Consider the following 12553-nt stretch of genomic DNA (forward strand, 5'->3'; position numbering starts at 1 on the left):
CCTTCGGGGCCGTACATGACCTTGCGGAAATGGTCGATGTCGCGGAACAGGAACGGCAGCGACGGGATCATCGATTCCGGCACGATCTCGTTGAACGCCGCACCGTTGGCGCGCGCCATGTCGAGCGCGCCGATGCGCACCTGGTCGATCGTGTCGTTTTCGGAACCGAGCGAGCTGTTACCGAAAACCTTCACCGAGTCCTTGCCGTTGGTCGCCTTGCTGATTTCCTCGCCCATGTACTTCACAGCCATGTTGGTCGGATAGGTGTCGCCGTGCACGTCCGAAACGCGAAACACGCGGGCTTCAGCCGACATCGTGCTGAACGCCAGCGCCGCGGCCGCGACGATCATCGAAACACGGGAGGAGGCAAACTTCTTGTTCATCGTGACATTCCTTAAAAATTGACCATCCCATCAATTGCGGATGTGACATGGTTTTGATGCGTCTCCGGCTCCACGCTCGCCCCTTCGCAGGTTGCGGGCGCTTGCCGTACTGGCTGTGCAACCATCCCCGGCACAGGTTCTCCAGCACTCCAGTCGACAACTCGACTTCCTTACTTCAATCACGCCGGCAAACTTTCGGGCACGCATGAAGAAACGCGATGCACATCCGAAAGCCGCCGTGTTTGCACTGCAGCCCAAAATCCCTCCGAAAGCAATTTGTTTGGGCTTATATGTTGTACGACGACATATGAAGTCTATAAAAGCGGTTTTGACTTGTACAGACGGTATTTACCCGCAGACAGGAAACGACCGGTACCAATGACCGGCGCAGCATGCCGCCAAGGCCCGCGCCAGCTGGCACGGCGTCGGCATGGGAATGGAAGTATCTCGCGAGGTGTTGTTTTTTTGCAGGAGAAACACGGACGATCCATGCTCTCTACATCGCATGTTGTACGATGAGTGACAAATAAAGGGCCATAAAAATGCCCGTTAAAACAAAAGCGCCGGGAGAAAAATTTCATCCCGGCGCATGCTTCCCGCAAGCCTGATTACAGTTGGCCCGCGAATTCGGGCTCGGGCAGCCCGCTCACGCCGGGCCGCACCGCGAACACGTGGCCGTCGTGCTCGCTCGCGCCGTTGCCCGGACGGATCGACGTGACGAACAGCGTGTCGAGATGGCGGCCGCCGAATGCGCACATCGCCGGTTTCACGGCCGGCACGGCGATCTGCCGGTCGAGCTTGCCTTGCGGCGTGAAGCGCAGCAGCAGGCCGGCGTCGTTCGCGCAGATCCAGTAGCAGCCGTCGGCGTCCACCGCCGCGCCATCGGGGCGGCCCGCATAATGATGCAGATCGGCAAACACGCGCCGGTTGCGCGGCTCGCCGGACTCGACGTCGTAGTCGAACGCCCAGATCAGGCGGCGCAGTGGATGCGAGTCGGACAGATACATCGTCGTGCCGTCCGGCGACCAGCCGAGGCCGTTCTGCGTGATGAGCGCATCGACGACCGGCGCGGACAACACGCCGTTCGCGTCGAAGCGATACAGCGCGCCGTCCGCGATAGCCGCGGCCATGTCCTGCACCATCGTGCCGGCCCAGAAGCGTCCTTGCCGGTCGCAGCGACCGTCGTTGAAACGCATGCCGGCGCGCGGGAATTCGGGTGCCGCGAGCTTGCGGACCGTCGCCTTCAGCGGCTCGCCGCCCGCCGTGTCCGCAGTGTTCGCCGAGCCCGGCGCGTCGCCGAGCGTGACCGCGAAGAGCCCCGTTTCGCAACCGGCCAGCACCGTGCTGTCACGATTGAACGCGATGCAGGCGACCTGCTCCGGCAACAGCCATTCGGTGCGCTCGCCCGCTTCGACCCGCGCCCGCACGATCTTCTTCGCCGGAATGTCCACCCAGTAGAGCGCCTGCTCCGCCGCGCGCCAGACCGGGCTTTCGCCCGTCGCCGCGGGCAGCGGCCCGGCCGCTTCGAGCCGTTCCACCGTCGGGTTGGCCGTTGCGCTCATTATTTAGGCTCCCGCTTCGGCTCCATCGGCCCGGCGAGCACGAACGGGCCGCCCTGGTACAACTGGGTCGGATCGTCGAAGCGTGTGTCGGGCGCGCCGGCCGGAAACAGATGCTCGAACTGCTCGGAGCTGTCCTGCGGGCGGAAGCCGAGGAACGCGGCCTTGGTGTTGTCCACCCACGAAATGCGGTTGTTCGACACGCCGTAGACGATCGCGTGGCCGACGCGGTTGGTGAACAGCGAGCAGCGCACCAGTTCGATGAAGTCGCGATAGCTCAGGTACGTGACGAGCATGCGCGCGGACTTCGGCTGCTCGAACGACGAGCCGATCCGCAGACACACGGTCTCGAGGCCGAAGCGGTCGAAGTAGTAGCGCGACAGCGATTCGCCGAAACACTTCGTCACGCCGTACATGCCGTCCGGACGCAGCGGCGCGTCGATGCCGACGACCGAGGTCACCGGGTGGAAGCCCACCGCATGATTCGAGCTTGCGTAGATGATGCGTTTCACGCCCTGCTTCTGCGCGGCCGAGTACAGGTTGTACAGGCCGCGGATGTTCGCTTCGAGCAGATCCTCGAACGGCGCTTCGACGGAAATGCCGCCGAGATGCACCACCGCGTCCACGCCGTCGAGCAGCGCGTGCACCGCCGCTTCATCGGCGAGATTGACGACGGAGGCTTCTTCGTGCGCGGCGACTTCGCCAAGCGGCGCGATGTCGGAAACGCGCACGATATCGGCCCAGCCGGCGAGCGCACCGCGCAACTGCTTGCCGAGATTGCCCGCTGCGCCGGTGAGGAGCAGACGGTGGAAAGGTTTCTTTGCCGCGGAGCGGTCAACGTTCGAATCGGTCATGTCTTTTTTGCTTCTGTGAGTGCGATCGGATGAACTGAACAGAGATGCGCGCCGGAGCAACCGGCGCTCACCAGAACGAGGCAGAGGCCATGCGGGCGATCAGGTCACCGGGGCCGGGTTGAACAGCGTCAGCGCGTTATGCAGTTTGAGCTTCTCCGCGCAAGTCTGCCTGCGCCCGCTGGCGACTTCGAGCATCAGGCGGAACAGCTCCCAGCCCACCTCCTCGATGCTGGACTGGCCGGTCGCGATGGTGCCGGCGTTGATGTCCATCAGGTCATGCCAGCGGCGCGCGAGATCCGAGCGCGTCGCGACCTTGATGACCGGCACTTCGGCGAGGCTGTACGGCGTGCCGCGGCCGGTCGTGAACACGTGCAGCGTAATGCCCGAGGCCACCTGCAGCGTGCCGCAGATGAAATCGCTCGCCGGCGTCGCCGCGTAGATCAGGCCCTTCTGGCGCGCCTTCTCGCCCGGCGACAGCACGCCGGAGATCGCCGAGTTGCCCGACTTGATGATCGAGCCCATCGCCTTTTCGACGATGTTCGACAGGCCGCCCTTCTTGTTGCCGGGCGTCGTGTTCGCGCTGCGGTCGGCGCCGCCGCGCTTCAGGTAATCGTCGTACCACTGCATTTCGCGGATGATCGCCGCGGCGACGTCCGCATTGGCCGCGCGCGCCGTGAGCTGATCGACGCCGTCGCGCACTTCGGTGACTTCCGAGAACATCACGGTCGCGCCCGCGCGCACGAGCAGATCGGTTGCGAAGCCGACGGCCGGATTCGCGGTCAGGCCCGAGAACGCGTCGCTGCCGCCGCACTGCACGCCGATCACGAGATCGGACGCCGGGCAGGTTTCGCGGCGGCGGTTGTTCAGGCGCCTGAGATGCCCTTCGGCCATCCGCATGATCGACTCGATCATCGACTGGAAGCCGACGTGCGCTTCGTCCTGGAGCACCACGACGTCGCCGTTCTGGTCCGCCGTGACGTCGCCGATGTCGGCGACTTCGGCCACATTCGCGGCCGCCGCGATCGGAATCGTGCCCGGCGGCATCAGGCGCTCGGGCTGCAGTTTTTCGCAGCCGAGGCTCACCATCATCACCTCGCCGCCGAAGTTCGGGTTCAGCGCGATGTTGCGCACGGTGCGGATCGGCACCATCGCGTCGGGCGCGTCGATCGCGACGCCGCAGCCATACGTGTGGCCGAGGCTCACGACGTCGTCGACATTCGGGTACTTCGGCAGCAGCTCGGCCTTGATGCGCGTGACCGCATGCTGAACCACGTCTGCCACGCACTGCACGGTGGTCGTGATCGCGAGGATGTTACGCGTGCCGATCGAGCCGTCCGAGTTACGGTAGCCCTCGAACGTGTAGCCTTCGAGCGGCGGCATGTCCGGCGCTTTCGTCGTGGCGATCGGCAGATCTTCGAGCCCCGGCGGGCTCGGCATGCGGATCACGTGCTCGTTGATCCAGCTGCCCTTCGGCAGCGCCTTCAGCGCATAGCCGATCACCACGTTATAGCGGATGACCTCGTCGCCCTCGGCCAGATCGGCCAGCGCGACCTTGTGGCCCTGCGGCACACGCTCGAGCAGCCGGAGGCCATCGGCGAATACCGCGCCCTCGCCCAGGCCGCCGTCGTTGACGACGATCGCGACGTTGTCGTTGGGGTGAACGCGTATGTAGAGCGGAGTTTGTTCCATTGCATCAATCCTTAAGGCGTTATCAGCCTGCTGCACCAGCCATTCATACGTCATCCTACAACATGAAACTTTGCCTGGATGTTCCGTATTTACCCTATAGGATGCATTATGCCGTGAAAACCCCGTTGAGTTACCGGATTTGTTGTTGTACGATGACGTATAAGAAATCAATATTTCAATGAATTTCTACTTGTAGGACCTCTGGTCCTGCGAGTCGATCCGACCAATCAAAACATACTGACGCCTGGATACTCACCATGACGACACCGCAGGAACTCAAGCAGATCGTTTCCGAAGGCCTCCTCTCCTTCCCCGTTACCGACTTCGACGCACAAGGCGAATTCCGCGCCGACACCTACGCTGAGCGCCTCGAATGGCTCGCTCCGTACGGCGCCTCGGCACTGTTCGTGGCCGGCGGAACGGGCGAATTCTTCTCGCTGACGCACGACGACTACTCGAAGGTCGTGCGCACCGCCACCGAAGTCTGCAAGGGCAAGGTGCCGATTCTGGCCGGCGCGGGCGGCCCGACCCGCGTCGCGATCGCCTACGCGAAGGAAGCCGAGCGCCACGGCGCGCAAGGCATCCTGCTGATGCCGCACTATCTGACCGAAGCCAGCCAGGAAGGCATCGCCGCGCACGCTGAAGAAGTCTGCAAGGCCGTGCCGAACATGGGCGTCATCATCTACAACCGCGCGAACTCGAAGCTCAACGCCGACATGCTCGAAGGTCTGGCCGAGCGCTGCCCGAACCTGATCGGCTTCAAGGACGGCGTGGGCGAGATCGAAAATATGGTGACGATCCGCCGCCGCCTCGGCGACCGCTTCTCGTACCTCGGCGGCCTGCCGACCGCGGAAGTCTATGCAGCGGCCTACAAGGCGCTCGGCGTGCCGGTGTACTCGTCGGCGGTGTTCAACTTCATTCCGAAGACCGCGATGGACTTCTACCGCGCAATCGCGGCCGACGATCACGCCACGGTCGGCAAGCTGATCGACGAATTCTTCCTGCCGTACCTGAAGATCCGCAACCGCCGCGCGGGCTACGCAGTCAGCATCGTCAAGGCAGGCGCGAAGCTCGTCGGCCACAGCGCAGGTCCGGTGCGCGCGCCGCTCACCGATCTGACCGGCGAAGAAATGGAACAACTCGACGCGCTGATCAAGAAGCTCGGACCGCAGTAAGACTGTGGCGTCACGGTTCGCGCGAACACCGCCAGCCATACGAACGAGGACCGCATAGACGGCCCCGTTGCGAGCGCCCGGCACGGCAACGTCGCCGGGCGCTCTGCTTTTGCACGCTTTCGCATGACAGGCAGGCGGCCGATCAGCCGCCGGGCGTGCAGACCGCACGCTCGCCAGACAATTCAGGAGATGACCCATGGACATGAGCCGCCCGGCCAGTTCCGCCAAGACCGCCGACACCGCGGCACGCACCAGAGTCCGCTACGCGATCCTGCTGCTGATCTTTCTGATCACCACCCTCAACTACGCAGACCGCGCGACCCTTTCGGTCACTGGCTCCGCGATGCGCACCGCGTTCAGCCTCGACGCGATCCGCATGGGCTACATCTTCTCCGCATTCAGCTGGGCCTACGTGCTGTCGCAACTGCCGGCGGGCTGGCTGCTCGACCGCTTCGGCGCGCGGCGCGTGTACGCCGCGAGCATTTTCTCGTGGTCGCTCTTTACGCTGCTGCAAAGCTCGATCGGCCTGCTCGGCAGCGCCGGCGCGGCAGTCACCGCGCTGTTCGTACTGCGTTTCGCGATGGGCGCGGCGGAATCGCCGGCGTTCCCGGCCAATGCGAAGGTCGTCGCGAGCTGGTTCCCGACCAACGAGCGCGGCACCGCATCGGCCATTTTCAACGCTGCGCAATACTTTGCCGCGGTCGTGTTCACGCCGCTGATGGCATGGCTCACCCACGTGTTCGGCTGGCAGGCGGTCTACCTCGTGATGGGCGTGATCGGGCTGCTGCTCGCGCTCACGTGGCTGAAGTTCATGAAGAATCCCGCCGACCACCCGAGCGTGTCGCGCGCCGAACTCGACTACATCGAGCAAGGCGGCGGCCTCGTGAGCGGCGCGCGCAAGGGGCGTCCCGACGACATCGCCAGGTCCGGCGGCTGGGCGCTCGTGCGCCAGCTGCTCGGCAATCGCATGCTGCTCGGCGTCTATCTCGCGCAGTACTGCATCAACGTGCTGACCTACTTCTTCCTGACCTGGTTTCCGATCTACCTCGTGCAGGCGCGCGGCATGACGATCCTGCAGGCGGGCCTCGTCGCCTCGCTGCCGGCGATCTGCGGCTTTTCCGGCGGCGTGCTCGGCGGTGTGATCTCGGACGGGCTGATCCGGCGCGGCGCATCGCTCACGGTCGCGCGCAAGGTGCCGATCGTCGGCGGGATGCTGCTGTCGACGTGCATCATCGGCTGCAACTACGTCTCGACCGACTGGATCGTCGTCGCGCTGATGTCGCTCGCGTTTTTCGGCAAAGGTATCGGCGCGCTCGGCTGGGCCGTGGTGGCCGATACGTCGCCGCGGGAAGCGCTGGGTCTGTCGGGTGCGATCTTCAACATGTTCGGCAACGTGGCCGGCATCGTCACGCCGATCGTGATCGGCTATCTCGTCGCGCGTTCGGGCTCGTTCAACGGCGCGCTCGTGTTCGTCGGCGCCAATGCGCTGCTCACGGTGTTCAGCTACCTCGTGATCGTGAAGGACATCAAGCGCGTCGAACTGCGCGCGGCCTGAGCGGTGCAATGCGTGAACCGCATACGGTTAGCGTTGCCCGGCGTTGCGGCCGGAGTTTCGGCGATCGTTGCGGTTATCGTATTTCCGGCCGCCCGGCGCGCCGCGCACCTCGCGGTATCCGTGCCCGGAAGGCCCGTGCCGGCGGACTTCGCCGATATCTATGACTACCTCGCCGAAAACGATCCGGCGCTTATATAATCAGTCGTCAGACGACGGTATAATCAAATGCAGGGACCTCTGCAACTTTCAGATCAAGGGGCGTTTTCGATGGCTACACCACTCGCATCCGCGGCACCGCCACGACGCGCACGCAATCTTGCCGAGTTCGTCGTCAACTATGTCACCGAGCAGATTGCAGCCAACGTGCTGAAGCCCGGCGACAAACTCCCGACCGAATCGCAGCTGATGAACACGCTCAGCGTAAGCCGCACCGTGATTCGCGAGGCCATTTCACGCCTGCAGGCAGGCAAGATCATCGAGACACGGCACGGCATCGGCAGCTTCGTGCTCGAGCCGCCGCGCGAAAAGCTCGGTATCGACATGGTGCCCGCCACTACGCTGCGCGACGTGCTGTCCATTCTCGAGTTGCGCATCAGCCTCGAAACGGAATGCGCGGGTCTCGCCGCGCAACGCGCGAAGCCGGACGACCTCGCGCGCATGCGCACCGCGCTCGACGCGATCGAAGCGACGCGCCACAACGGGCTCGACAGCGTAAATGCCGACCTGCAATTCCATATCTCGGTTGCGCGCGCCACGGGCAACCGTTATTTCGTCGACATCCTCTCGCAGATGGGCAGCGCGCTGATTCCGCGCAACCGGCTCGACTCGGCCGGCATCGCGCGCGCCGACCCGGATTCGTACCTGTCGCTCGTCAATCTCGAACACGAGAGCATTCTCGAAGCGATCTCGCGGCACGACGCGGAAGGCGCACGCGCGGCGATGCGCATGCATCTGTCCAATAGCCGTGAGCGGCTGCGCCGGGCGAATGAGGCGAGCGAGGCGAATAGCTGAGTCTGCTGGGTTTGCCTGCGTTGCAGGCGAAAAAATGGCCGGGAAATCCCGGCCATTTTTTTATCCCGCTGTGATCGGCGATCGGCTGATGCCGTCTGCCCTTGCCTTGCTTCGTCTCACCTTGCTTCGTGCCCAGGCGCTCGGCCCGGGCACGGAAATCAGGCACGCAACTTAACCGCGCGTGATCTCACCATCGCGACGGCGCCACAGATCAAGCGGATTGCCATCGGCCAGCGCCTGCGGCAACAGTTCCGCCGGGAAATCCTGGTAGCACACCGGACGCAGGAAGCGGTCGATCGACGTCGTGCCGACCGAGGTCGCGCGGCTGTCCGAGGTGGCCGGGAACGGGCCGCCGTGCACCATCGCGTGACACACTTCGACGCCGGTCGGGAAGCCGTTGACCAGAATCCGGCCCGCCTTGCGCTCGAGAATCGGCACCAGCTTCTGCGCTGCCGCCACGTCGGCGCGGTCCATCTGGAGCGTGGCGGTCAGTTGGCCGGCAAAGTGCTCGGCCACCTTCAGCAGTTCCTGCTCGTCCTTGCAGCGGATGATCGTCGACGCCGGGCCGAACACTTCGTCTTCGAGCGCCGGGTTCGACAGGAATGTCTGCGCGTCGGTCACGAACAGCGCCGCGCAAGCCTGGGTCGGACCGGTTGCGGCAACGCCGCGCGCCACGACCTCGACGCCCTTCGTCGCGGCAAGCTTGCTCTCGCCGTCCTCGTACGCGCTGTAAATGCCCGCGGTCAGCATCGTCTGCGCCGGCTTCGCGGCGAGCGTTTCGGAAGCCGTGGCGACGAAGCTTTTCAGCGCATCGCTGTCGATCGCGATCGCGAGACCCGGGTTCGTGCAGAACTGGCCCGCGCCGAGCACGAGCGAGTCGACGAAACCGCGCGCGATGCTGTCGCCGCGTGCCGCCAGCGCGTTCGGCATCAGGAACACCGGGTTGATGCTGCTCATTTCGGCGTAGACCGGAATCGGCTCGGGACGCGCCGCCGCGACGCGCATCAGCGAGGTGCCGCCCGCACGCGAACCGGTGAAGCCGACTGCCTTGATCGCCGGATGCGCGACAAGCGCTTCGCCGACGGTGTTGCCCGCGCCGACGATCATCGAGAACACGCCTTCCGGCAGATCCATTTCCTGCGCGACGCGCTGGATCACGCGGCCGACCAGCTCCGACGTGCCGAGGTGCGCGCGGTGCGCCTTGACGACGACCGGGCAGCCGGCCGCGAGCGCCGCGGCGGTGTCGCCGCCCGCCACCGAAAACGCGAGCGGAAAGTTGCTCGCGCCGAACACGGCGACCGGGCCGAGCGCGATCTTCTGCATGCGCAGATCCGAGCGCGGCAGCGGCTTGCGCTCCGGCAGCGGCGAGTCGAGCGTGGCGGTGAGCCATTGGCCCGCGCGCACGACCTGCGCGAACAGCTTGAGCTGGCCTGCCGTGCGGCCGCGCTCGCCTTCCAGACGCGCCTTCGGCAGGCCCGATTCGGCCTGCGCGCGCTCGATCAGTTCGTCGCCGAGCGCGACGATGCCATCGGCGATACGCTCGAGGAATTCAGCGCGCACGGTGAGCGGCAGTTGACGATAGATGTCGAACGCCTCGCGCGCCAGTTCGCACGCCTCATCGACATTGGCAACGGTGCCGCTGCCGAACACCGGTTCGGCAATCTCGGAACCCGTGGCAGGATTGAATGCGCGCAGCGCTCTTTCGTCGCCGCGCACCGCTTTGCGGCCGATCAGCATTTCACCGGTAATAGGCATTTTTGGCTTTCCTCACATGAAGGCTTAAGATATAGGTCATCCTACAACATAGCGAGGTCCGCATGCAACCTGAAACGCTTGCCGGACAGGGATATTCGGGTTTACGTGCCCGTTACAAGAACAGGCATCGATGCTAACCTGCGACAAGACATACGACGACTTATGACTTCGCGTTTTGCCGCTTTGACGGCAGTTTTGCGGCGCTCTTACCGCGTTTTCCTGCCGTCGTCGCAGCTTTGAGCTTTTCCCGATCCATCGCAGTTCGAGGAGATACCGCATGCCCGCAGTCACGCCTTATCAGTCCCTGCCCAATAGCTTCCGCCGCGCGGTGCGCGGTGGAGAGACCCAGATCGGCTGCTGGGCGTCGCTCGCCAGCCCGATCGCCACCGAACTGCTGGGCACGGTCGGCTTCGACTGGATGCTGCTGGACGCCGAGCACGCGCCCAACGACGTGCTCACGCTGATCCCCCAGCTGATGGCGCTCAAGGACAGCGGCAGCGCGCCGGTGGTGCGGCCGCCGGCCAACGACAGCGTCGTCATCAAGCGCTTCCTCGACAGCGGCTTCTCGAATTTCCTCGTGCCGTTCGTCGACAGCGCCGACGACGCGGCTCGCGCCGTCGTCTCGACGCGTTACCCGCCGCAGGGCATCCGCGGCGTGTCGGTCGGCCATCGCGGCAACCGCTACGGCACGGTCGCCGATTACTTCGCGCTCGCCAACGAGAACATCTGCGTGATCCCGCAAATCGAAAGCCGTAAGGCGGTCGAAGCGATCGACAGTATTCTCGCGGTGGACGGCATCGACGCGGTGTTCGTCGGCCCGTCCGACCTCGCGGCCTCGTACGGCCACCTCGGCAACGCGGCGCACCCCGACGTGCAGCAGGCCATCGCGCACGTGTTCGCGCGCGCGCAGGCAGCCGGCAAATCCAGCGGCATTCTCGCGCCCGTGCAGGCGGATGCGGAGCGCTATCTGTCGATGGGCGCGCGCATCGTCGCGGTCTGCGCGGACCTCGGGCTGCTCAAGGGCGCCGCGCAATCGGTTCAGAAACACTTCATGCAGAAACAGGCGGGCGCAGCTTGAACGTCACCGCCACGACATCTCCGGAGCATTCCATGAAAAAAGCAGGCTTTATCGGACTCGGCATCATGGGCAAGCCCATGGCCGCCAACCTTCTGAAGAACGGCGTTGCGCTCGCCGCGTTCACGCGCAGCGGCGTGCCCGACGAGCTCACCCAGGCCGGCGCGCTCGCGTGCGACAGCCCTGCCGCGGTGGCCGCGCAGGCGGACGTGATCTTCGTGATGGTGCCGGACACGCCGGACGTCGAGCGCGTGCTGTTCGGCGAACAGGGGCTCGCGAGCGGACTGCGCGCGGGCCAGATCGTGGTCGACATGAGCTCGATCTCGCCGATGGCGACGCGCGATTTCGCGGCGCGCGTGCGCGAGCACGGCGCCGACTACCTCGACGCGCCGGTCTCGGGCGGCGAAGTGGGCGCGAAAGCCGGCTCCCTGACCATCATGGTCGGCGGCGAGCAGGCCACGTTCGATACCGTGAAGCCGCTCTTCGACATGATGGGCAAGAACGTCACGCTGATCGGCGCGGTCGGCGCGGGCCAGGTGTGCAAGGTCGCCAACCAGGTGATCGTCGCGGCGACCATCGAGGCGGTCGGCGAGGCGCTGCTGCTCGCGTCGAAGGCCGGCGTCGATCCGGCGCGCGTGCGTGAGGCGCTGATGGGCGGCTTCGCGTCGTCGCGCATTCTCGAAGTGCACGGCGAGCGGATGACCAAGCGCACTTTCGATCCGGGCTTCCGCATCGAGCTGCACCAGAAGGACCTGAACCTCGCGCTGTCGACCGCGCAGGCACTCGGCGTGTCGCTGCCGAACACGGCCACTTGCCAGGCGCTCTTCAACGCATGCGTCGCGCACGGCGGCAAGGCGTGGGACCACTCGGCGATGGTGCGCGCGCTCGAAGTGCTCGCGAATCACGAAATCGGGCAGAAGCCGGCGTAAATTCACGCTTCACGCGCGCTCGGGAAATTGCGCCGCTGCGTTCGCTCCTTTTTAAGGAAGGGGTGACGCAGCGGCGTTTTTGCGTGTGCGCGCGTCGCGTCGCAGATACGTATGAGCGAACGCCAGCCCCGTAAGCGTTGCTTCACCACCGTCTGTTCATAGATGCGCACAAGCGGCAACCTAGTTCCCACCAGATCAAGTGGGAATCAGAACGATGGAAACGAAGGCGGTAGGCCGACGACCTGGATCTAAGAACTACTCGAAGGCATTCCGGGCGATGGTCGTAGCGCAATCAAACGATCCGGCCCGTTCCATCGCGGATGTAGCACAGGAGCACGGTTTGAACGCCAACATGATCGCGCGCTGGCGTCGTGCTCGTGAGCCGGCTCAACCGATTCCGCAAGCTCAGCCCGCCGAGACGTTCATTCCTGTGCATTTGCCCATAGCGGCGCCGCAGACGTCGAGTATCGTCGTCGAGTGTGGCGCCGTGCGAGTCCGCTTCGATGGACCACTTGACCTGAACGCGCTCTGGACGGTACTGGCAACGTTGCGGTCGTCGTCGTGATTG

Annotated in this window: 11 protein-coding genes; 6 read left to right on the plus strand and 5 right to left on the minus strand. The window is 64.8% G+C overall.

Annotated elements, in window-relative coordinates; translation table 11 throughout:
• From dctP to garD, 4 genes are all read right to left on the minus strand, one after another.
• Positions 1 to 383, minus strand: a 383-nt coding sequence (gene dctP / locus B9Z01_RS27860) for a TRAP transporter substrate-binding protein DctP (protein WP_167387580.1), incomplete at its 3' end; no start/stop codon positions are given.
• Between the two features lie 608 nt (positions 384 to 991).
• Positions 992 to 1945 (minus strand): SMP-30/gluconolactonase/LRE family protein, encoded by a 954-nt coding sequence (locus B9Z01_RS27865; protein ID WP_085488791.1) that lies wholly within the window; start codon positions 1943 to 1945, stop codon positions 992 to 994.
• Positions 1945 to 2796 carry an NAD-dependent epimerase/dehydratase family protein gene (locus B9Z01_RS27870; RefSeq protein ID WP_085488792.1) on the minus strand — a complete coding sequence of 284 codons (852 nt, stop codon included), beginning with the start codon at positions 2794 to 2796 and terminating at the stop codon, positions 1945 to 1947. The genes B9Z01_RS27865 and B9Z01_RS27870 overlap by 1 nt, the downstream gene beginning before the upstream one ends.
• A 99-nt stretch (positions 2797 to 2895) precedes the next feature.
• Complete coding sequence (gene garD, locus B9Z01_RS27875; protein ID WP_085488793.1) at positions 2896 to 4485, minus strand: galactarate dehydratase; 1590 nt, start codon at positions 4483 to 4485, stop codon at positions 2896 to 2898.
• Between the two features lie 257 nt (positions 4486 to 4742).
• On the opposite strand from garD, the gene kdgD reads away from it, so the two are divergent.
• From kdgD to B9Z01_RS27890, 3 genes are all read left to right on the plus strand, one after another.
• On the plus strand, positions 4743 to 5660 hold the full coding sequence (kdgD, locus tag B9Z01_RS27880) for a 5-dehydro-4-deoxyglucarate dehydratase (RefSeq protein WP_085488794.1): 918 nt from the start codon (positions 4743 to 4745) through the stop codon (positions 5658 to 5660).
• Between the two features lie 196 nt (positions 5661 to 5856).
• A complete protein-coding gene (locus tag B9Z01_RS27885; protein WP_085488795.1) occupies positions 5857 to 7215 on the plus strand; it encodes an MFS transporter in 1359 nt (452 codons plus the stop codon).
• A gap of 267 nt (positions 7216 to 7482) precedes the next feature.
• Positions 7483 to 8226, plus strand: a complete 744-nt coding sequence (locus tag B9Z01_RS27890; protein ID WP_085488796.1) for a FadR/GntR family transcriptional regulator — start codon at positions 7483 to 7485, stop codon at positions 8224 to 8226.
• 171 nt (positions 8227 to 8397) lie between these two features.
• On the opposite strand, the gene B9Z01_RS27895 is transcribed toward B9Z01_RS27890, so the two are convergent.
• Entirely contained in the window at positions 8398 to 9981 is a 1584-nt protein-coding gene (locus B9Z01_RS27895) for an aldehyde dehydrogenase (NADP(+)) (protein WP_085488797.1), read from the minus strand.
• A gap of 277 nt (positions 9982 to 10258) precedes the next feature.
• Between B9Z01_RS27895 and garL the strand changes: the two genes are divergently transcribed.
• The 3 genes from garL to tnpA all read left to right on the plus strand — a co-directional run bounded on the left by garL (position 10259) and on the right by tnpA (position 12550).
• On the plus strand, positions 10259 to 11059 hold the full coding sequence (garL, locus tag B9Z01_RS27900) for a 2-dehydro-3-deoxyglucarate aldolase (RefSeq protein WP_085488798.1): 801 nt from the start codon (positions 10259 to 10261) through the stop codon (positions 11057 to 11059).
• Positions 11056 to 11985 carry a 2-hydroxy-3-oxopropionate reductase gene (locus tag B9Z01_RS27905; RefSeq protein ID WP_275937529.1) on the plus strand — a complete coding sequence of 310 codons (930 nt, stop codon included), beginning with the start codon at positions 11056 to 11058 and terminating at the stop codon, positions 11983 to 11985. The genes garL and B9Z01_RS27905 overlap by 4 nt, the downstream gene beginning before the upstream one ends.
• A gap of 214 nt (positions 11986 to 12199) precedes the next feature.
• Positions 12200 to 12550, plus strand: a complete 351-nt coding sequence (tnpA, locus tag B9Z01_RS27910) for an IS66-like element accessory protein TnpA (RefSeq protein WP_085488800.1) — start codon at positions 12200 to 12202, stop codon at positions 12548 to 12550.
• Positions 12551 to 12553 lie beyond the last annotated feature (3 nt).

Origin of the sequence: Paraburkholderia susongensis (genome assembly GCF_900177725.1) — a bacterium.
Lineage (GTDB): Bacteria > Pseudomonadota > Gammaproteobacteria > Burkholderiales > Burkholderiaceae > Paraburkholderia > Paraburkholderia susongensis.

Bases quoted from the DNA above. Each gene is read 5' to 3' on its own strand.
- B9Z01_RS27885 (WP_085488795.1), top strand. From the start codon at position 5,857: ATGGACATGAGCCGCCCGGCCAGTTCCGCCAAGACCGCCGACACCGCG.
- tnpA (WP_085488800.1), top strand. From the start codon at position 12,200: ATGGAAACGAAGGCGGTAGGCCGACGACCTGGATCTAAGAACTACTCG.
- B9Z01_RS27895 (WP_085488797.1), bottom strand. From the start codon at position 9,981: ATGCCTATTACCGGTGAAATGCTGATCGGCCGCAAAGCGGTGCGCGGC.
- B9Z01_RS27890 (WP_085488796.1), top strand. From the start codon at position 7,483: ATGGCTACACCACTCGCATCCGCGGCACCGCCACGACGCGCACGCAAT.
- garL (WP_085488798.1), top strand. From the start codon at position 10,259: ATGCCCGCAGTCACGCCTTATCAGTCCCTGCCCAATAGCTTCCGCCGC.
- garD (WP_085488793.1), bottom strand. From the start codon at position 4,485: ATGGAACAAACTCCGCTCTACATACGCGTTCACCCCAACGACAACGTC.
- B9Z01_RS27870 (WP_085488792.1), bottom strand. From the start codon at position 2,796: ATGACCGATTCGAACGTTGACCGCTCCGCGGCAAAGAAACCTTTCCAC.
- kdgD (WP_085488794.1), top strand. From the start codon at position 4,743: ATGACGACACCGCAGGAACTCAAGCAGATCGTTTCCGAAGGCCTCCTC.
- B9Z01_RS27865 (WP_085488791.1), bottom strand. From the start codon at position 1,945: ATGAGCGCAACGGCCAACCCGACGGTGGAACGGCTCGAAGCGGCCGGG.